Origin of the sequence: Phyllobacterium zundukense, from assembly GCF_002764115.1 — a bacterium.
GTDB lineage: Bacteria > Pseudomonadota > Alphaproteobacteria > Rhizobiales > Rhizobiaceae > Phyllobacterium > Phyllobacterium zundukense.
Genome location: NZ_CP017940.1, coordinates 2,139,330 through 2,158,341 on the forward strand (window position 1 = coordinate 2,139,330; position 19,012 = coordinate 2,158,341).

General features: G+C 57.6%; 21 protein-coding genes. 12 read left to right on the forward strand and 9 right to left on the reverse strand.

Annotation, left to right across the window (positions count from 1 at the left end):
• Positions 1 to 46: 46 nt before the first annotated feature.
• The 5 genes from BLM14_RS10755 to BLM14_RS10775 all read right to left on the reverse strand — a co-directional run bounded on the left by BLM14_RS10755 (position 47) and on the right by BLM14_RS10775 (position 3,270).
• The gene (locus BLM14_RS10755; RefSeq protein ID WP_099999355.1) at positions 47 to 829 is read right to left on the reverse strand and encodes a hypothetical protein; all 783 of its coding nucleotides are present in this window, start codon (positions 827 to 829) and stop codon (positions 47 to 49) included.
• Between the two features lie 10 nt (positions 830 to 839).
• Positions 840 to 1,427, reverse strand: a complete 588-nt coding sequence (locus BLM14_RS10760) for a protein-S-isoprenylcysteine O-methyltransferase (protein ID WP_100001206.1) — start codon at positions 1,425 to 1,427, stop codon at positions 840 to 842.
• Positions 1,428 to 1,545: 118 nt separating this feature from the next.
• Positions 1,546 to 2,181, reverse strand: a complete 636-nt coding sequence (locus tag BLM14_RS10765) for a hypothetical protein (RefSeq protein WP_099999356.1) — start codon at positions 2,179 to 2,181, stop codon at positions 1,546 to 1,548.
• Between the two features lie 158 nt (positions 2,182 to 2,339).
• Positions 2,340 to 2,477, reverse strand: a complete 138-nt coding sequence (locus tag BLM14_RS31770; RefSeq protein ID WP_099999357.1) for an ABC transporter — start codon at positions 2,475 to 2,477, stop codon at positions 2,340 to 2,342.
• Positions 2,478 to 2,673: 196 nt separating this feature from the next.
• On the reverse strand, positions 2,674 to 3,270 hold the full coding sequence (locus BLM14_RS10775) for a L,D-transpeptidase (protein ID WP_099999358.1): 597 nt from the start codon (positions 3,268 to 3,270) through the stop codon (positions 2,674 to 2,676).
• A 590-nt stretch (positions 3,271 to 3,860) separates the two neighbouring features.
• Here BLM14_RS10775 and BLM14_RS10785 point away from each other — a divergent pair.
• From BLM14_RS10785 to BLM14_RS10805, 5 genes are all read left to right on the forward strand, one after another.
• Complete coding sequence (locus tag BLM14_RS10785) at positions 3,861 to 5,255, forward strand: selenium-binding family protein (protein WP_099999360.1); 1,395 nt, start codon at positions 3,861 to 3,863, stop codon at positions 5,253 to 5,255.
• A 45-nt stretch (positions 5,256 to 5,300) separates the two neighbouring features.
• Positions 5,301 to 5,918 carry a hypothetical protein gene (locus BLM14_RS10790; protein ID WP_162293149.1) on the forward strand — a complete coding sequence of 206 codons (618 nt, stop codon included), beginning with the start codon at positions 5,301 to 5,303 and terminating at the stop codon, positions 5,916 to 5,918.
• A gap of 140 nt (positions 5,919 to 6,058) precedes the next feature.
• Positions 6,059 to 6,928: a hypothetical protein gene (locus BLM14_RS10795; RefSeq protein WP_157929516.1), complete on the forward strand. Its 870-nt coding sequence runs from the start codon at positions 6,059 to 6,061 to the stop codon at positions 6,926 to 6,928.
• Between the two features lie 284 nt (positions 6,929 to 7,212).
• Positions 7,213 to 8,316: an HlyD family secretion protein gene (locus tag BLM14_RS10800; RefSeq protein WP_237143331.1), complete on the forward strand. Its 1,104-nt coding sequence runs from the start codon at positions 7,213 to 7,215 to the stop codon at positions 8,314 to 8,316.
• Positions 8,306 to 9,340: a DUF2955 domain-containing protein gene (locus BLM14_RS10805; protein WP_099999363.1), complete on the forward strand. Its 1,035-nt coding sequence runs from the start codon at positions 8,306 to 8,308 to the stop codon at positions 9,338 to 9,340. Before BLM14_RS10800 ends, BLM14_RS10805 begins: the two co-directional genes overlap by 11 nt.
• Positions 9,341 to 9,353: 13 nt before the next feature.
• Here the strand turns inward: BLM14_RS10805 and BLM14_RS10810 are convergent, their stop codons facing one another.
• Both BLM14_RS10810 and BLM14_RS10815 read right to left on the reverse strand, forming a co-directional pair.
• Entirely contained in the window at positions 9,354 to 10,157 is an 804-nt protein-coding gene (locus BLM14_RS10810; protein ID WP_099999364.1) for a pentapeptide repeat-containing protein, read from the reverse strand.
• 139 nt (positions 10,158 to 10,296) lie between these two features.
• Complete coding sequence (locus BLM14_RS10815; protein WP_099999365.1) at positions 10,297 to 10,710, reverse strand: cupin domain-containing protein; 414 nt, start codon at positions 10,708 to 10,710, stop codon at positions 10,297 to 10,299.
• Between the two features lie 260 nt (positions 10,711 to 10,970).
• Here BLM14_RS10815 and BLM14_RS10820 point away from each other — a divergent pair, with 260 nt between their 5' ends.
• The 3 genes from BLM14_RS10820 to BLM14_RS10830 all read left to right on the forward strand — a co-directional run bounded on the left by BLM14_RS10820 (position 10,971) and on the right by BLM14_RS10830 (position 12,824).
• Positions 10,971 to 11,546 (forward strand): HdeD family acid-resistance protein, encoded by a 576-nt coding sequence (locus BLM14_RS10820; protein WP_099999366.1) that lies wholly within the window; start codon positions 10,971 to 10,973, stop codon positions 11,544 to 11,546.
• A gap of 163 nt (positions 11,547 to 11,709) precedes the next feature.
• Positions 11,710 to 12,267, forward strand: a complete 558-nt coding sequence (locus BLM14_RS10825) for an ankyrin repeat domain-containing protein (protein ID WP_100001210.1) — start codon at positions 11,710 to 11,712, stop codon at positions 12,265 to 12,267.
• A gap of 35 nt (positions 12,268 to 12,302) precedes the next feature.
• The gene (locus tag BLM14_RS10830; protein ID WP_099999367.1) at positions 12,303 to 12,824 is read left to right on the forward strand and encodes a YHS domain-containing (seleno)protein; all 522 of its coding nucleotides are present in this window, start codon (positions 12,303 to 12,305) and stop codon (positions 12,822 to 12,824) included.
• Positions 12,825 to 12,833: 9 nt separating this feature from the next.
• On the opposite strand, the gene BLM14_RS10835 is transcribed toward BLM14_RS10830, so the two are convergent.
• Both BLM14_RS10835 and BLM14_RS10840 read right to left on the reverse strand, forming a co-directional pair.
• The gene (locus tag BLM14_RS10835; RefSeq protein ID WP_099999368.1) at positions 12,834 to 15,044 is read right to left on the reverse strand and encodes an adenylate/guanylate cyclase domain-containing protein; all 2,211 of its coding nucleotides are present in this window, start codon (positions 15,042 to 15,044) and stop codon (positions 12,834 to 12,836) included.
• Between the two features lie 101 nt (positions 15,045 to 15,145).
• Positions 15,146 to 15,601, reverse strand: a complete 456-nt coding sequence (locus tag BLM14_RS10840) for a carboxymuconolactone decarboxylase family protein (protein ID WP_099999369.1) — start codon at positions 15,599 to 15,601, stop codon at positions 15,146 to 15,148.
• A 162-nt stretch (positions 15,602 to 15,763) separates the two neighbouring features.
• Between BLM14_RS10840 and BLM14_RS10845 the strand changes: the two genes are divergently transcribed.
• The 4 genes from BLM14_RS10845 (at position 15,764) to speB (ending at position 18,961) form a co-directional block, all read left to right on the forward strand.
• On the forward strand, positions 15,764 to 16,633 hold the full coding sequence (locus tag BLM14_RS10845) for a sigma-70 family RNA polymerase sigma factor (RefSeq protein ID WP_099999370.1): 870 nt from the start codon (positions 15,764 to 15,766) through the stop codon (positions 16,631 to 16,633).
• Positions 16,634 to 16,934: 301 nt separating this feature from the next.
• Complete coding sequence (rplM, locus tag BLM14_RS10850) at positions 16,935 to 17,399, forward strand: 50S ribosomal protein L13 (RefSeq protein ID WP_099999371.1); 465 nt, start codon at positions 16,935 to 16,937, stop codon at positions 17,397 to 17,399.
• Positions 17,400 to 17,401: 2 nt separating this feature from the next.
• A complete protein-coding gene (gene rpsI / locus BLM14_RS10855; protein WP_099999372.1) occupies positions 17,402 to 17,878 on the forward strand; it encodes a 30S ribosomal protein S9 in 477 nt (158 codons plus the stop codon).
• A 126-nt stretch (positions 17,879 to 18,004) separates the two neighbouring features.
• On the forward strand, positions 18,005 to 18,961 hold the full coding sequence (gene speB / locus BLM14_RS10860; RefSeq protein WP_099999373.1) for an agmatinase: 957 nt from the start codon (positions 18,005 to 18,007) through the stop codon (positions 18,959 to 18,961).
• The last annotated feature ends 51 nt before the right edge of the window (positions 18,962 to 19,012 follow it).

Consider the following 19,012-nt stretch of genomic DNA (forward strand, 5'->3'; position numbering starts at 1 on the left):
CAACTTGAAATATGTCTTCATCATAAAAATGCAACTCGGCGAAATATCACCGGTTGGAATCCTCCTGCGTTGCGTTAACGGCAGCACCTTGCGCGAGCCGTTTCACTTCATCGGCGACAGGACCGTTCAATATGCTTTCGAATCTCTCCAGTGCTCGCGCAACATTGGCACCGTCCATGACCCGGTGGTCGTAGTGGATGCGAACACTCACCGATCCGTCTTCGCCGATCAGGCCGTAATTGAGGAGTGTGGTCAATGGGGTAAGCGGATTGAGTGATTCTGCCCCAAGGCCCGAATATACGGACAGTTGGAACGTGCCGAAACGGTTTGCTCTCTGCCGACCGATGTTCAGTCCAAGCCACATTATCAGCCGCCTGATTGGCGTGGGGATTCGGGCAATGCTCAAGGCTCGGCGAAACTCCTTCACCTCAAGGACCGGACGCGATCGCGCCGCCTGGATCAACTTCTCAAGTTCCGTAAGGGATCGGTGTTCCGGGTCCTTGATGAGGCTGAGAAGTACAGCCCGCTCGCCCTCATACTCGCGCTCATGAGCAATTGAGGCAACGCTGAGGGGATATTCATAAAGTTGCGGCCAGGGAAACTTTACGTAGGCGCGCCTCAGTTCTGGCGTCTCTTCCGCGAGAAGCGCATACCCTTTCAGGAACAGTACCGTCCAGGAGGGCTTGGAACGCAGCGCCTTTCTTGCCCTCACGAGCGAGTCGAGGTTCATCTGACGCTGCACGGTGACCCGCGGTACCCCAATCGAAAACCTCATCAGGTCGTTGACCAGGCGCCGGGGCGCTGAAAGCTTGAGAGCTCGGCCTCGCATCGTGTGACCTCTAATAGAGATAAGGGATGATTCTCTTGGTCCTCTCCATATAAGTACGATATTGCGGGCCGAAATTCTCCAGCATCATACGCTCTTCCTTGTTTACCCGCAGAAAAAATAGGATTGCGAAGCCAATCAGGCCTGCCAGACTTGCGACCCAGTTCGATAACAGAAAGGCCTGGCCAAGCCCCATGAGCAGAAATGACGTGTACATCGGATGGCGGACCAGCGCGTAAGGCCCAGTGCAGACCAGCTTGTGCTTCTCGCGTATCTCAAGTGTGATCGACCAGTTCCGGCCAAGTTCCTTGTGGGATCTGCGAAAAACCCATAGCGCAAGGGCGAAGATGATCGTTCCTAGAGCGACGGACCATGCCCTGGCCGGATAATCTGCCGATTGCGGGAAGCCGGTGGCGACGTAAAAGCCGGGCAAGATCGCGAGGCCAAACAGAGCGGCGGCGAGCCCAATGGTTTCAGAAGGCGTGCGAGCGTTGCTTACAACCTGCACGCGCTTGGCGCGGCGCTCGAACGGATACCTGATGACATACCAAGCAACGATGCCGAGCACCCATACGATCTCGCCAACTGAAGCCACAGATATACTCACTTAAGGTCACCAGCGTCTTTTCTGCAATCTAGAATCATCTATGCCACGTGCTCAAGATGCACGACCGGCTTTGTCGGCCGACGGTGTTCAGACACAGCACGCCTCTCAAAATCTAACCTGGAGGCCCAGTGTACCCGATCGGATTCGGTCCGCCGTTCATCTGTCGGAGCTTGACTATGAATTGTTGCGGACGGAGCCAGATGCCGGGGGCTTTATAGCCCATCGAGCGCGCGATGTCCGCCACGAAGGCATTGCAGTTATAGAGAGCCGCGTGCCAGACAGGGGAACTGGCCTTCAGCTTGCGTATGTATGCAACGACTTTTCTGTATTCGGCTTCGCTCAGCATAACGCGCCAGCTCGCCGACCTGTACTTGTCTTCCAGGTCACCGTCGCTCCACCCGGTTTCGGATGGCACCGGCACGTAGTGGCCCAGAACATAGGGAACGGCGCTCTTCGAAGCCGGTGCGAGGCCGGCGACTTCTGGATCGATCATCTGTCCCTTCTGATCCAAACGCCCAAAAACCACGTAGGAGTGGCCGTAGGTAAGAGCATAGCGGGAGCGAAACTCGATGAAGTAGCGCGATTCTTTTTGTTGAGATGGTTTTGGCTTTGCCGTTGCCGAAGTTGTCATGACGGCCACCCCGTCATCACCGGCACCGGACAGATAGCCCGGCTTGATCTCGTCGCGTGTCTGGCATGCCGCCAGCGCGACCGCGAGCAAGACTAGAAACAATAGGCGACCACTCATGAGCGTCTCCCATTCCAGAATTTCAGAAGCACAGACCCAAGCCCGTCCCTGCCCGCTACTGATGACCGGGCGACCGCGCTATGGGTTGTAAAGCCGGCTTGGTCCCGGCGCGATGATGGAAGGGCCGAGCGGCCCTTCCCCTTCAGCGAAGGTTGGTGTTACTTATAAACTGGCGCTGCTGCCGGCTCTTCAGCGACGGGCGGCGGGGCTTTCCCCTTGCCTTTGCCGATAGACTCGCAGCCACTAAGACTCGTAACGGCTAACACGGCAACGAATGCGACTAGAATTCTGCTCATGTGACAATCCTTTCCTTCCCCAAAGGTGAGTAGGCTACCGAATCAACACTACCACAAATAGTAGTGAAGGCTAGGGGCCCATACAGGAAAGGCAGGACTAGTGTCATGTTTGCCACAATCAGTGATTTTGCCGATGGTGGAGCAACAGGCATAGTTGGACAATCCGGTGCACGAATTAAGCGCACCGCAAGGATCATCAGATGATCAACACCGGCGTTCCCAAAGGGGTGTTGTCATAAAGATAAAGGATGTCCTCATTCGTCAAACGAATGCACCCGTTCGAAACAGCTTGCCCTATCAACCACGGCTCATTTGTGCCGTGCAGCCGGAACAGGGTGTCGCGCCCATCGCGGTAAAGGTAAAGAGCACGCGCACCGAGCGGGTTGTTCGGTCCACCGGGGACCCCGTTTGCATATTGCAACAGACGCGGCTTGCGCTTCATCATACTTGCGGTGGGCATCCACGACGGCCATTCCTCTTTGCGCTCGATCGACGCCCTACCCTTTAGGGTCAGTCCCTCCTCGCCGACTGCGATGCCATAGCGTGTCGCCCATCCATCACCCTCGACCGCATAGAGGAATCGTTCCGATGTGTTGACGACGAGCGTTCCTGCCGCCTCGCCGCCACTGTATGGAACCTGCTGACGCCTCAAACGAGGATCCATGCCTGGTGGCGCTGCGAAGGCAGATGAAATGGGCCCCAATGTCTGTCTTACCGCCGGCGTGCATCCAGAAGTCATCAGCGCCACGCCGCCCAGCACAAGCCCGCGGCGCGTAATATTATCATTGTTCATTTGTACCTGCCCAACGGTAGTCAACCCATTTTGTGGCACCCTAACATCGGAGCGCCCGTCGGCCAAGCCTCGCGAGTCGCTCTTCATCGCCAGACCAAATGACCGAATCTCTGTTGCCACCTCTCTTGAAATCCATCGGCCGAGTACTTAATTGTCGCCTCTACCCGTAAACGAGAATTCGAGTTGACAGCAATGACGCTTGCTTTCTCCGGGAAAAAAGGGCGCTCCCCACTCGTGGGTTGAGCGCCCTTTCTCGTGAATGAGCATTGCGCATCGAGGGCAAGGTTCGTTGATGCGGCCGTTTCAGACAGCTGCCCTGTAACTGTTACGTACTCCTCGCCCAACCCAAGGGCGGTCATAATGCTTCGCATCGAACAAACTTGCGTTTGGCTGTGGCAGGCGCGGTCGTTCTGTCTCTGCCTTCACCTGTGAATTTTGCAAAGCATCCGGCAGCGCTGCAACCGTGAGCTCCAGCCGCGATGGAATGACTTGATTGGACACAGCTTGTCCCAAGTGCGAAGATCGTGCGTCACATTCATTCTGGGAACCACTGCGCAAGACTCCGTTTTGATCAAGAGGAGAGTTCCATTATGGCAACCTGGCAACCCGATCCTTCATTCTATCCATCACCACGAATGGCCGCCAAGGCACCGCAAGAGAAGCTCGCCTATGTGGCGGCCTTCGATCCGGATCGCATAAAACCCGACGCGATAGCGGTGGTCGACGTGGACCCCAACTCCCCTTCCTATTCCCGGATCGTCGGCCAGGTCGACATGCCCAATGCGGGGGACGAGTTGCACCATTTCGGCTGGAATGCGTGCTCGTCCTGCCTTTGCCCCAATGCGCCGCACCCGCATATGGAACGGCGCTACCTCGTCGTGCCCGGCCTGCGGTCATCGAGGCTGCACATCATTGACACCAAGCCAGATCCCAGGAACCCAAGGATCGTCAAGGTCATCGAGCCGGCAGAGATCGCCGAGAAGGCCGGCTATTCGCGCTTGCACACCATTCACTGCGGTCCCGAGGGGATTTATGTGAACGCACTCGGAAATGCCGAGGGCAAGGCGCCCGGCGGCGTATTCCTGCTCGATTCCGAAAGCTTCAATGTCCTCGGCCAGTGGGAGATGGATCGGGGGCCGCAGAAGCTCGCCTATGATTTCTGGTGGCATCTCGGCCACGACACGATGGTAACGAGCGAATGGGGAACTCCCGATACGTTTGAGGATGGACTTGTTCCGGAGATTCTGCTGGGCAGCAAATACGGACGCAGATTGCACTTCTGGGACCTCCACAAGCGCAAGCATCTGCAGGAAATCGACTTCGGCGAGGAGCACCAGCTCGTGTTCGAATTGCGTCCGGCACACAATCCGACCATGGCCTATGGCTTCGTCGGCTGCGTCATCAGCCTCAAGGATCTTTCGGCATCTATCTGGACATGGTACCGCGACGGCGACAAATGGGCGGTGAAAAAGATCATAGAGATACCAGCAGAGCCCGCCGAGCCTGACCTGCTGCCGCCGCTGCTCAAGGGCTTCAAGGCCGTCCCGCCGCTCGTGACCGATATCGATCTGTCGATGGATGACCGCTTCCTCTACGTTTCCTGCTGGGGCACCGGAGACATGATCCAGTACGACGTGTCAGACCCGTTCACCCCAAAGGAGACGGGCAGAGTCCGCATCGGCGGTATCGTATCCAGAGCAACCCATGCCGGGGCGAAGAATGGCGCGCTCAATGGCGGCCCGCAAATGGTCGAAATCAGCCGGGATGGCAAGCGCGTCTACTTTACCAATTCGCTCTACGGCGCTATCGACCCGCAATTCTATCCCGAAGGCATCGACGGATGGATGGTGAAACTGGACGCCGCGGCGGATGGGGGGATCGAATTCGACGAGAAATTCTTCGTCGACTGGCCGAAAGGCCATCGGCCGCATCAGGTGCGACTGGAGGGAGGCGATTGTTCGTCCGATTCCTACTGCTATCCCTGATGAAACCAGCGCGTGCAAAACGCATAGCCGCCTAGGATGATTTCCATGTCACCCTGGCTGGTGCTTGCCGGCCTTGGGGCCTTTCACGGCCTCAACCCCGCCATGGGCTGGCTGTTTTCGGTTGCGCTCGGCCTGCACAGAAACAGCCGAAGGATCGTGTTGTTATCGCTGATCCCCATCGCAATCGGGCATGCGGTTTCAATTGCTGTTGTTGCGATGGCGGTGGTGCTGCTTGGCCTCATTGTCGACCAGCGCGTGCTGGAAGTGGCCGCTGCCATGGTGCTCATAGGCTGGGCCACGTATCATGCCGCATACGGCCATCGCCACCGTGTTCGGATCGGCATGACAACAGGCATGGTGGGGCTCGGGTTCTGGTCTTTCCTGATGGCGACTGCCCACGGAGCCGGTCTTATGCTGGTGCCAGTGGTGATACCGCTATGCCTCGCGGCCAGCCCGGCAAAGGAACTGACAGCCGCCGGATCCCTCTCCATAGCTCTGGCCGCGATCGGAACGCATATGGCCGCCATGCTCGTCGTGATCCTGGCCATCGCGGTTTCGGTCTATGAATGGCTGGGCCTTTCATTCCTGCGCCGCGGCTGGATCAATTTTGATCTCATCTGGGTTGTGGCGCTTGCGATCACCGGCTTTGTCCTGATTGTCTGACGCTGGTCCACCACCGGCCAATCTTTGACTTCGCCAACAGTTCATCTGTAGAATATCGCCAGGTCAATCCAGCGGGCAACACAAGCGGACGGGCTATGGAAAAGGACGGTACGACCACAGAGTCAGCGGCGATCCCCAACATGGCCGAACTCGAGTTTCGCCGTTATGAAGCAAGGCTCGGGGTCTGGAAAATTGTCCTGGGGACATTCATCGTCGGACTGGCCGGCATCCTGATACCTGGCGCCATCCAATTCTACACAACGCATTTGGAGGATGCGCGCAAGGAGACCGAATTCAGGCTCTCCCAACAAGCCGCCCACCAGCAATATATCAAGGATTTTTTTGCCACGGCCATTAATCAGGACATCGAGCTGCGAATCCGTTTTGCAGACTACTTTGCAAACCTGTCCGGCCCGGGACAAGAACAGTTGTGGAAGAACTACCTCAAGGACCTCACTGATCTGCGCGACGTAAACAGAAAGAAGATCAATGAGTTGGAGGAGCTTCTTGTAAACTTCAAGAAGATCCCGCCGGACCAGATAGACAATGCCGAGTTCGACCGGATCAACCGCGAACTGGCTTGGGCGAATGCGGAAATAGGTTACGTTCCAACCGAGCGCAGCGCTGTCATCGCATTGGCCGACAGCAGTCCGATCGGCAAGAAAATGCGGCTCTACAAGGAAACCACCGATCTCGTCCAAAGGCTTGCCGCAGCAAGCAGACCGCTCGTTGAATTTCCTGACGATCTGGCGCGATTTTGGAACCTCTACCGGAAGGACCTGATCGGCGTCGAAAGCCCCGATTTTGCAAGGGTCATGATTGCGACAGGTTACGCTTTGAAGGCACTGGTTGCCTCGAACGCGCCACCCGATGCAGAACTAAAGCGCTTGGCCGATGAGCTTGTCTCACTATCGCGACAGGAATTGGCGGACATCTCGCAGGCTCCTGTCCAGCAGCAACAACAACAGCAGCAACAGCAACAACAACTGCCGCAACAGCCACTGCAATAGTAACCAACGCCGCAAGAACTGCAATTTGAGCACAAACAGTTCCGTTGAAGCAGTAGTGCGGTTCGAGGACGACGAACGGCTGCTCAAAGGCGTAAATGTCTGAAAATACAAGCGAGCAGCAATTGACGTTTGAAAATTTGGCAAGCATTTTGGAAGGAGGTTCGCACATTGTTTATCCGGGGTACCCGCGTCGTTTATACTGCCGATAGAGCAAAGTTCTCCTCGGAGACACAAATGAGTGGCGCTGCACTGGTGACTGGTCTTTCGTTCAAAGGAAAAACAACGTGGTCTCAGACGAAAAGTTGAGCGAACCGCAAGTAGCCAAAGCAGCCGCCAATCCTTTGCGCAAGGTCGCATTGATCATCGTGGCGCTGGCCGCCTTTTTCTTTATCCTGTCAATTTTTATGGAACGGCGAACACCATCGTCGTCGCAGGCTCAGGTTCAGGCCTATGTCGTTGGCATAGCGCCCGAAGTCACGGGGCGGGTTATCGACGTCAATGTTACCGATAATTCAGCCGTCGAACCCGATCAGGTGCTCTTCCGCATCGATCCAAGCCGCTACCAGATAGCGGTGGCCGAAGCAGAGGCAACGCTTGCCCGTGTCGGCCAATCGATCGGATCGTCAACTGCGACCGTTGACGCCGTTCAGGCGCAGCTTGTGGAGGCGAAAGCAAACCGGGACAACGTGCGGGAACAGGCCGCGCGCGCCATGGAGCTTGTGAAGCGAGGTGTTTATGCCAAGGCAAAATATGACGAGGCAAAATCGGCGCTCGATCAGTCGGAGGCATCAGTTACGGCGGCCGAGGCGGAGCTTGTAAAGGCGCAGGAAGAGCTTGGTCCGGCGGGCAGTGACAATCCGCAGCTCCGGGAAGCCCTCGCCGCGCTCGAGCTTGCGCAGCTCGATCTGTTGCGGACCACTGTCCGCGCACCCTCGGCCGGTGTCGTCACCAATCTCCAGCTTTCCATTGGCAAGGTCGTTAGTGCCGGACAGGCAGCGATGACGTTCATCGATGTCGGCACCATCTGGATCGCCGCTGCCTTCAAGGAAAACAGCCTGGAGAAGGTAGCCGTGGACAATAGCGCGGAAGTGCTATTTGACGCCTTGCCTGGCCGATTGTTTTCCGCAAAGGTCGAGAGCGTGGGTCTTGGCGTGTCGCAGAGCGGGACTGATCCCAGCACCGGCTTGCCCACGATCCGCAGCGACACCGGCTGGATCAGGGAGCCGCAACTCTTTCCGGTACGGCTGATCCTGGATGAGGGACGGCCGAAGGGCGTGCGTTATGGTTCGCAAGCAACGGTCGTCATATATACCGGTCAAAATCCTGTAACAAACGCCTGGGGTTGGCTGTGGATCCGCATTCTATCGGTCCTGACCTATGTCAGTTGAGGCAGACCAAGCACTGGCCGAGCAGCGGCGCAAAGGATTGCGGGTGGCGATTGCGGTTTCGGCTGGCTTCACTTTATCGGTAGCGTTTGGCGCAGTCGTACCATTTCTAGGCCCACTTTTCGCAGCACAGTTCCTCTTGTCGAGCTCCAGCCCCATGCCGATGGCCAAGACGCTGGGAATGGCTGTGATAATTCTGGCGGTCGGAACCTTCATGATGTTCCTGACAGCCCTGTTTGGCGACCATCCAGCCACGTTTCTCATGCTGCTGGGATTGATCTATTTCTGCTGCTTTTTCACGCAGGCCAGCGGCAAGGGAGGCCCTGCGATCTTCCTCGTGCTGGTCGTCGCGATCATGGTGCCGCTCCTTGGCGTTCTAAATCGCGATCTGGCCGATTCCATCCTCTCCATCCTGATCACAGGCGTCTTGAGCGGCACGATTCTCATGTGGCTCTCTCATGCACTCGTTCCTGAAACCGCGCTTGCACCAAGCCAACCGGAACAGGCGCCCTTACCACTGCATCCCTATTGGCGAGCACTCGCTAACACCGCGATATTGTTATCCACGGTTGCGATCTGCCTGACGAATGATCAATTGGCTGCTGCACTTGTCATCCCGATAACGGTGGCATCGCTGTTGGGTCAGCTCGATATCGCCGCAAGCGGACGCGCGGCGCTCGGTCTCGCAATCATAAACCTGCTGGGAGGCGTCATCGCATCGATCGCCTACGCCATTCTCAGTCTCCGGCCCAACCTGTTCTTCATGTTCGTGATTGTGCTGGTTGTCGCATTGTTGCTTGGCGGCCGGGCGGCCGCTCCGTCGCGCGAGGCGAAAATGTTTGCAGGTGCGCTGACGACGTTTCTGATCCTGTTCGGGCTCGGCGTGTCGCCGCTACCGGGAAGCGCAGCTGAATCCTTTGCAACGCGAATACTCTACGTCGCGGCGGCAATCCTCTACACACTTGTCATGGCTGCCTTGCTTTGGCCCCGGTCTGGAGCGAGACTGCCGAAGCAAAATTACGGCTGATACAACCGCTCTCTCAATCGGATGCGCAGGGCCAGCTATCAGGAGCGGAAAGTCCCGCCGGTAGCTTCGTCTCGGCATTGCCGCAGGCAAGATCGACCTGCTTCTGTTCCAGCCCCGTCGCAGCTGACAAATCCAGCCCTTCAATTCTGGTCAGGAACATGAAGGCACGATCAAATACGAGCGGGCCCTCAAAGGTAGCACTGCTCAGATCGGCGCGTGACAGGTTGGCGAGTGTAAACCTGGCGCCCGTCAATACGGCCTTGTCGAAATTGGCGCGCCCGAGTTCGGCCTTCTCAAAATTGCCCCCGGTGAGCCGTGCTCCGCTGAAGTCGGCGCGCTGCAGTTCCGCAGCGGCAAAGGATGCGCCATCAGCAGAGATGCCGGCGAAATTGGACCGGTAGGCCTCGATCCTGGCGAAGTTGGCCTTTTCAGCCTTTGCGCCGGCGAGCGACGCGCGCACCAGAGTGGCCTTTTCCAGATTTGCGGCGGCCAGATTGGAATTGCTGAGATCGGTCATGGTAAAATCGGTGCTGAACAGATCAGCGCCTTGTAGCTCGCTGCCAGGAATAAGAATGCTGCGCTTGCTACAATCGCGCCAATCCACACCGGACGAAGGCAAATTAGAGCAATCGGCCGCCCGCGCTGGGCTATATGCGAGGGTCGAGACTCCAATCGCAAGGATGCATGCCAAGGCGAAAAAGGCAGCGGGCGATCGCTTCTGTCCTGTTACACAACCCGATCCGACGGGGCCAACGCACCGGGCTTGCCGGCATACCGTTCTGGTCAATCCAACCAGTTTTTCAACGACGATACCCATCCTGTGCTCCAATTCTCCGCTGGTAAGCCCTGTCTCGCATGAAGCCGACCGCTTCCAGCAGTATTATACAGCGTACATAGTGTGTTGGAACGCTTCCTCCAATTAATTTGGCAAGTAAAAAATATCCTGATCGTAAGTGCTAACGGGGAACCAATGCATCCAGTTCCGGCAACAGCATAACGCTTTCCTGCTCGTTCGGATCGGTGCGGGCGATGATCGCGGTGCAAGGCGTGTTGCTGAGATTGGCCGGCAGATGCGGAACGCCGGCCGGGATGTAGAAAAGCTCGCCCGCATGCACCACGACATGCTCCTCGAGCCGGTCGCCGTACCAGGTATGCGCCTCGCCAGACAGTACATAGATCGCCGTCTCGTGAGACTCGTGCAGATGCGCCTTGGCGCGTATCCCCGGCGGAATCGTCAAAATGTGCATGCAGATGCCCGTGGATCCGACCGTCTCCGCCGCGATACCTTCGAAATAGTTCAGCCCTTGCTTACCGCCATAAGTGTGATGGGGTTTGACGACATGACAGGTGGGCTTCGATTTTGCATCCATCGTTCTACTCCATCGAAATCGCGGCCAGGCTTCCCGCCCATCCCTCTTCGTAACCGCAACGGGAAGAATACCACGCAACGTGCCAGGCCTGTCATGCAAAAAGATGGCTGACGGGAACAGATATGTGGCAATCTTTTCGTATAAATATTTGTTACCGTTACGTACTTGCAGGTTGCAGGTACCAGAATTCATGATCAGGGAACAAATTCTTCGAGGCGTGGCGGCCATGCTCATTGCTGGCGAAAAAGTGGAGAAGTATCATGGCGATGTCATTGGATGCGGCTGCGGAGGTCTTCCGCCAAGCAATGCGGGAAACGGTCAAGCGGTACTCGTTATGGTATCTCATTCAGGGGATCGTGCTGGTCGTCGCGGGAATCCTAGCAATCATCTACCCTGTTCTGTCGTCTGTCGCAGTGGTCTTCCTTTTGGGCTGGCTATTGATCATCAGTGGTCTGGCGCAGGGCATCAGTCTCCTCGGAGCGCGGCATGTGCCACACTACTGGCTCCAGCTCGTCTCCGTTATCCTCGCCTTGCTTATCGGATTTCTCTTCCTGCGTGATCCGGCGCAAGGCTTGCTGACGGTCACGCTTCTGCTGATTGTCTTCTTCATGATCGAGGGCATCTCGAAGATCGTCTTCTCGCTGACCATACGCCCCTTCCCGAACTGGGGCTGGCTGCTGGCCAGTGGACTGGTCGGAATTGTGCTTTCCCTGGTGCTGTTGATCAGCCTTCCGGTGACGGCGCTTTGGTTGGTGGGGCTGCTGCTGGGGCTTCAGCTGATCAGTGTCGGCGGGGCGCTGACACACCTTGCCTGGCAGGTACGTAAAAGCCAATAGACCGCGAAGGATTCTCGGCATTATTCCGCCGATCCAGGCAGGACGGCCTCATTTCTTGTTCGTGTAACGCGTCTGTGATATTTTCCTCCAATTCCGCTCAAGAGAAACCAGATAGAGCGGAGGATGTGTGGTGAAGTTTCTTTGCACTTTCATTGTCTGCATCATGTTCGGGATTTCGGCCGCAGGGGCCGGTCCTTTGCACGACGCGGCAAAGAACGGAGATGTCGAACGCGTTAAACAACTGCTGGATCAAGGTGCTAACGTGGCCGAGCCCGATAGCGCCGGCGAACCGGCTTTGATTACCGCATCGCTTGCTGGACATGCCGACGTTGTTGCCGTTCTGTTGGACCGCGGCACCGACATCGAAATACGCAACAAGGGCGGACTGACGGCATTGCACGCAGCGGCCTATAACGGGAATCTCGAGGTCGTGAAGCTGCTCGTCGAGAAGGGCGCCGCAGTCAATGACAGCAAGAATTTCTACAAGATGGCACCGCTGCATGCGGCTGCCGAAGAAGGCCATGCGGATGTGGTCGCCTTCCTGTTGGTCAGCAAGGCAGACGTCGAAGCGAAGGAAAGAAACGGCTATTCGCCACTGACTCAAGCCGGATGGCGTGAGCATTGGGATGCAGCAGACTTGCTGATGAAAGCGGGCGCGGTTTGCCAGCCAGCCGATCTTGTCGGCCAGTGGCTTTTCACCGAATGCACCAAGCGAAAATGACGCTTGCTGCAGCGTCCGGAAAACGGAGGATAATAATGTCTTATCATAAACTGAAACGCGGGTTGCGGATCGCCGTGGCAGTTGGTGCTACTGCGTTCCTTGTCTCGTTCGTTCAGCCTGCTGTCGCCGAAGAATTCGTCAATACCGGGTATTTCGGTGACGTCGCAATCAAGGGTTACGACCCGGTCGCCTATTTCACCCAGAACCAGGCCGTGGAAGGATCCGAACAATATTCCTACCACTGGCTGGGAGCGACCTGGCATTTCGCCAGCGCAGAAAATCGTGACCTCTTTATCCGTGAACCGGCCAAATACGCACCGCAGTATGGCGGTTACTGCGCCGACGGTGTCTCGTTCGGGACGGTCACCACCAATGTAGACCCCAAAGCCTGGCGGATCATCGATGGCAAGCTCTATATAAGCTATGACCCGGGTGCAGCGGACGGCTTCGAAAAGAACCCGACCAAGCTCACCGACTCCAAGAAGCACTGGTCCGACGTTCAGCAGACGCTCGTCTCGGAAAAGCTGGATAAAAACTGGCAGGCCCCCGCCAATTGACGCTCAACGTCATTTGGCCAGGGAAAAGAACATGACGGCGCGCGGCGTGACGTGGACATATGCCGCGTCGCGCTGCTCTTCGTTGCCGTTGCGGTAGACATAGCCGCACACCATACGATCGAGGAAATAGCCGACAAACTGCTCGCAGAGGCGATTGCCCTGAATTTGCGCGACCCCGGTGATGTTCGTATTGGTGCTGCGATAGGCAGTGTTTCCGGCCGTGTCGAAATATTGAATGAACTCCGTGCCGTTCTTGTGCCTGCCCTTCCATGTCTTGTCGTTGACAAGATTGCGCAGGTCCGCCTCACCGAGCTGGTCTGCCTGCTTCCCTTCAAAACCGAATGGCCATTCAGGGACGCCTGCCGATTTTAGTCCGTCCAGGTGATAGCGGAGATCATCTTCCCGCCAATAGTCGTAGAGATAGCTGTAATAGGTCAGATTGGTATCGGGAAAAAGCTCCAGCAATCTTGTCTTTTCTTGCGTTCCGTTCGTCTGATTGCCCTGATTGATATAGGCTGCCGTCAAGTATTCGCGTGCGGGTTCGGCCTTGGGCAAGGCGTTGCGTGCTGCTTCCATCAAGGGTATTGCCCGCTCATTCTCACGCGCCGTGTAAAAAACTATGCCTGCAAGCAGCTGAAAGCTGGGTGGAGGCGTTGGATCCAGCCGCAGGGCCTTGTCCATTTCCGTGACCGCCTGTCCACGGCTGCCGGTCTGGGCCAGAATCAGGGCCAGGTTGCCAACGATCTCCGCGTCGTTGGGCTGGGCCGCCACTGCCCTGTTGGCGGACTCCCTTGCCTCCACTTCGCGGCCGTCAACCAGCTGCAGCAGTGCCAGCACGGTGTGTGCCCGCGCATTGTTGGGGTCGAGCTTCAGCGCCTGCCCCGCCGCGTCATAGGCAATTTTTCGTGCTACCGCTGCCGACCAGAGATAATTGTAATCATTGCGCCAGACATCGACAGCGACGCGCGCAATTCCCGCATGCGCATTGGCGAAATTCGGATCGAGATCGATTGCCTTCTGGTAGAAGGCCAGGGTTCGGCGATAGGTTTCGACATCGTTGTAATAGAACCCTTCCTGCTCGGCCCTCATGTAATAGTCGTAAGCTTCCAGATTATCGGTGGGTATCCGCGCCAGCTGGTCTCTCTCGCCTTGGCTCAGCTTGACTTCGAGAGCCGAAATGATCTTGCCGATGACATCGTCCTGAACTGCGAAGAGATCGGCATATTGACGATCATAACGCTCGGCCCAGAGGGAGAGGCCTGTGACCGCGTCGATCAGCTTGACGTTGATCCGAAGTCTTGTGTCCGCCCGCTGCAGCGTCCCCTCCAGGACGTAGTGAACACCGAGTTCCGCCGCGACATCCTGAATCTTGCCGGACGTATCGCGGACCGCGAACACGGAATGGCGCGCGATAACAACAAGGCCGGAGACCTTTGACAGCTCGGTGATGAGATCGTCCGTCAACCCCGCCGCAAGATGGTCATGCTCCGTATCGCCGCTCACATTGATGAAGGGTAGCACCGCGACCGACGGCTTGTCCGGCAGCGGATAAGCGAACCGTTCGACCGGCGCAGGCTGGAAAAACGTCCACGGTTGCCACCAGAGCGCTGCACCCGCCAACAGGAGAGCAACGACCGCCGCCAATGCCGGAATGCGCCAGCGACGAAGGTCTCTTCCTGCGCCAATCGTTTTTCCTGCCGCTGACGGATCAAGCACCACGCGATATACCCGGATCGGCTCGGCGATGCTCTTCACCTTCTGCTCGCCAAGCGCGACGAAGCCGACCGGAAGCTTCGATTTCACTTGATCATAGGCCGTTCCTGAGATCGCGATGCCGCAAGGCTCGGCCAGTGCCTGGATCCGGTGCGCGATGTTGACGCCGTCGCCATGGATATCCTCGCCCTCGACGATGATATCGCCGAGATTGACGCCAATGCGGAAATCAAGCCGTTGTTCGGGTGGCACAACAGCGTTCCGTTTCGCCTTCTGCCGCTGCACCTGGACCGCGCAGCGCAGTGCATCGACAACGCTGTGGAATTCGACCAGCAGGCCATCGCCCATGGTCTTGACCAGCCGACCATGGTGTTCGGCGATACTCGGTTCAAAGATACCGGACAGATCGGACTGGAAATGGGCACGCGTCCCCTCCTCGTCGATCTGGCTCAAGCGGCTGTAACCGGCGACATCAGCGATCAGGATGGCTGCAAGACGGCGCTCCATGCGCTCTTCCCCGGAGTGTTATACTCAGGCGCGCACCTTACAGCAGGACTATTGGCGATGCCATTGCGGCCGCCACATTGTGGCGACCGCTGTCGTGCAGCTCAGCTCCAGTCCGCGCCAGCCACCTGCTTGACGGTGACGTTGAGGCGGTTCCAGACGTTGATGAGTGCGATCGACAGGATCAGGGACGCAAGCGCCTTTTCGTCATAGTGCCGCGTGGCGTCCTGCCAAATATCGTCCGGCACGGGGTCCGCCCGGTCGCTGAGACGGGTAACGGCCTCGGTAAGCGCCAGAGCCGCACGTTCGGCGTCGGTGAAGAACGGCGCATCCCGCCACGCTCCGACTGCGAAGAGCCGCTGGTCCGTCTCCCCTGCCTTCCTGGCGAGCTTGGGATGCATGTCAACGCAGACGCTGCAGCCATTGATCTGGCTGGCCCGCAGATGGCAAAGTTCACGCGTTTTCGCCGGAACGCCGTCTTCCGTGGCGGCGTTCAAAGCGTGCAGCGCCTGCAGGGCTTCGGGAAGGACGATTGCCGGGTTGCTCATTCGTGCTTGCATTCTTAGTCTCCTTCTGGGGGACTCAGCCATCTTTGCTGAATCGGGATGCCGAGCATCCGGGTTTCAAACTTGACGGTGCTGTTTCCAAGCCGATCTCTTTGTCACATCGGCTCGGTTTCATTCGTCATCGCTATGACGCAACGCGGCGGGGAAATGTGACCGATGGACGAAAAAAAATTACTGGCGGAGAAATTCGAGGCCAGCCGGCCCCGCCTTCGCAGTGTGGCCTACCGCATGCTTGGCTCATTCACCGAGGCGGAAGATGCTGTGCAGGAGGCCTGGCTCCGGCTCAGCCGCACCGACACGAGCGGCGTCGAAAACCTGGGCGGATGGCTGACGACAGTCGTCTCGCGCGTCTGCCTGGACATGCTGCGTTCGCGCAAGTCGCGGCGCGAGGACCCGCTGGACGTGGAGGGTTCCGAACAGATCGCCGCGCCCGAGTGTGGTCCAGAACATGAAAAGCTGCTCGCTGACGAGGTCCGTCTTGCACTGCTCGTGGTACTGGAGACACTGGCGCCTGCGGAGCGGATCGCATTCGTGCTGCACGACATGTTCGACCTGCCATTCGACGAGATTGCACCGATCGTCGGGCGTTCAGCCATTGCAACGAGGCAGCTGGCGAGCCGGGCACGCCGGCGGGTGCAGGGAGCGAACGCGGTTGCCGACAGCGACAGGACCCGCCAGAGACAGGTTGTCGATGCCTTTCTGGCTGCCTCGCGTGGCGGCAACTTCGAAGCACTGCTCGCTGTGCTCGATCCGGACGTCGTATTCCGCGCCGATCCCACAGCAGTCAATATGGGTGCATCGGCGGAAGTCCGCGGTGCGGCCGCAGTGGCCGGCGCCTTCTCGGGCCGTGCCCAGGGCGCACAGCCAGCACTCGTCGATGGCGGCATGGGGCTTGTCGTGGAGATAGGTGGGCAACTGCGGGTGGTGCTCAACCTCACGATCGTTGGCGGGAAAATCACCGGGATCGAAGCGATCGCCGAACCCGAACGGCTTCGTGCCCTCAACCTGGAGTTATTCAGGAATTGAAAGGTCGCACGGCCGTCTTCGCTATACCGGATAGTTCCGGTTTGGTGGTTTTGGGCCGAAAACCAATCAAAACAATGTGGTAATATAATACCTTTTCTGCAATCCTTTGTATTTGTTATATTATTTTTGATACTGCTAAAAAATCGCCACTTGACGTGCGCGGCCTACGTCTTTATTGAAACCCTCGACTGCGGTGGGTTTTCCCGCCGTTTTTCATTGTTATGCGGATTTCATCGACCCGCATAACCCAAGCAACAAGAAAAGCCTTCCTTTGTGAAGGATGATCTCAAGGACGAACACAATGGCTACCTTCTCTCAGAAGCCGGCAGATGTGACGAAAAAGTGGATCCTGATTGACGCCGAAGGTCTCGTCGTCGGTCGTCTCGCCTCCATCGTTGCCAACATCCTGCGCGGCAAGCACAAAGCAACCTTCACCCCGCACGTGGACGATGGCGACAATGTCATCATCATCAACGCCGACAAGGTTGCGTTCACCGGTAAGAAATTTACCGACAAGGTTTATTACTGGCACACCGGCCATCCCGGCGGCATCAAGGAACGCACTGCTCGTCAGCTGCTCGAAGGCCGTTTCCCGGAACGCGTCGTTGAAAAGGCTGTAGAGCGCATGGTTCCCCGTGGACCGCTCGGCCGTCGCCAGATGAAGAACCTGCGCGTTTACGCCGGTTCCAACCACCCACACGAAGCTCAGGCACCAGAAGTCCTCGACGTTGGCGCGCTGAATTCCAAGAACAAAAGGAGCGCATAAGAATGGCTGAGCTCAACTCGCTCGCAGATCTCGGCGCAGTAGCCGCAAGCACGCAGGCCGCTGCACCGGTTCATGTCCAGAAGCTCGATGCCAAAGGCCGTGCCTACGCAACCGGCAAGCGCAAGGATGCGGTCGCCCGCGTCTGGATCAAGCCAGGTTCCGGCAAGATCGTCGTCAACGACAAGGAATACGGTCAGTATTTCGCCCGTCCGGTTCTGCAGATGATCCTGCAGCAGCCGATCGTTGCTGCCAACCGCGCCGGCCAGTACGACGTCATCGCTACCGTTGCCGGTGGTGGTCTGTCCGGTCAGGCTGGTGCTGTTCGTCACGGCATCTCGAAGGCCCTCACCTATTTCGAACCTGCACTGCGGGGCGTTCTGAAAAAGGGCGGCTTCCTGACACGCGACAGCCGCGTTGTCGAACGCAAGAAGTACGGCAAGGCCAAGGCCCGTCGTTCGTTCCAGTTCTCGAAGCGCTAATACAAGCGTTTCAATTGGACAAGAACACAAAGCGGGCCTTCGGGTCCGCTTTTTTGTTGCGCTGCGGAGAGTTTACGGTAGCTTCGCCGCACAGCTGAAGATGCAAAGTCCTGGAGTAAAAATCCAATGCCATCGAAGTCCATCGACCACGCCTTCACAGCGCGCAACTTGACCAGTGCGGCGACTGATCCGACCCATGCGGGTACCCTCTCCTTCATGCGCAGGCGCTATACGAAAAATCTGAACGGTGCCGAGGCAGTGGTCTGGGGCATTCCGTTCGATGCTGCAGTTTCCAACCGGCCTGGCGCGCGCTTTGGCCCGCAGGCGATACGCCGAGCTTCGGCGATTTTCGACAATGACCCGCAATATCCGTTCCAGCGCGATCTTTTTGCCGATCTCGCAGTGACCGACTATGGCGATTGCCTGCTCGACTACGGCAATCATCAGAAGACGCCGGCGACGATCGAGCGGGAAGCCGTGAAGATCATCAAGTCGGGCGCGTTTCTGCTGTCACTTGGCGGTGACCATTTCGTCACCTGGCCGATCCTCAAGGCGCATGCCGCCAAGCATGGGCCATTGGCACTCGTGCAGTTCGATGCGCATCAGGACACCTGGTACGATGACAGCAGGCGCATTGACCACGGCTCCTTCGTCGGGCGTGCGGCACGCGATGGCGTCATCGATCCTGCCCATTCAATCCAGGTCGGCATCCGCACCCATGCGCCGGACGATTGCGGGTTGAAGATCGTCTATGGCTACGAGGTCGAGGAACTATCCGCGGCAGAGATCGCCACGCAGATCATCGCACGGACGGCCGGCAGAAAGGTCTATCTGACGTTCGATATCGATTGTCTCGATCCGGCATTCGCACCGGGAACGGGAACGCCCGTCGCAGGTGGCCCTTCCTCAGCAAAAATCCTTTCCGTACTGCGGCATCTGACCGAACTCAACATTGTCGGCGCAGATGTCGTGGAAGTGGCGCCCGCCTATGATCATGCGGATGTGACGGCGATCGCAGGTGCCACAATCGCGATGTATTACCTGGGTATACTTTCCGAGCAGAAGGCGAAGCGACGAAGCTAGTATTTTGATTCAACGTTCTTACATGTTGAATCCGGTTCTCGCGCTAACCAT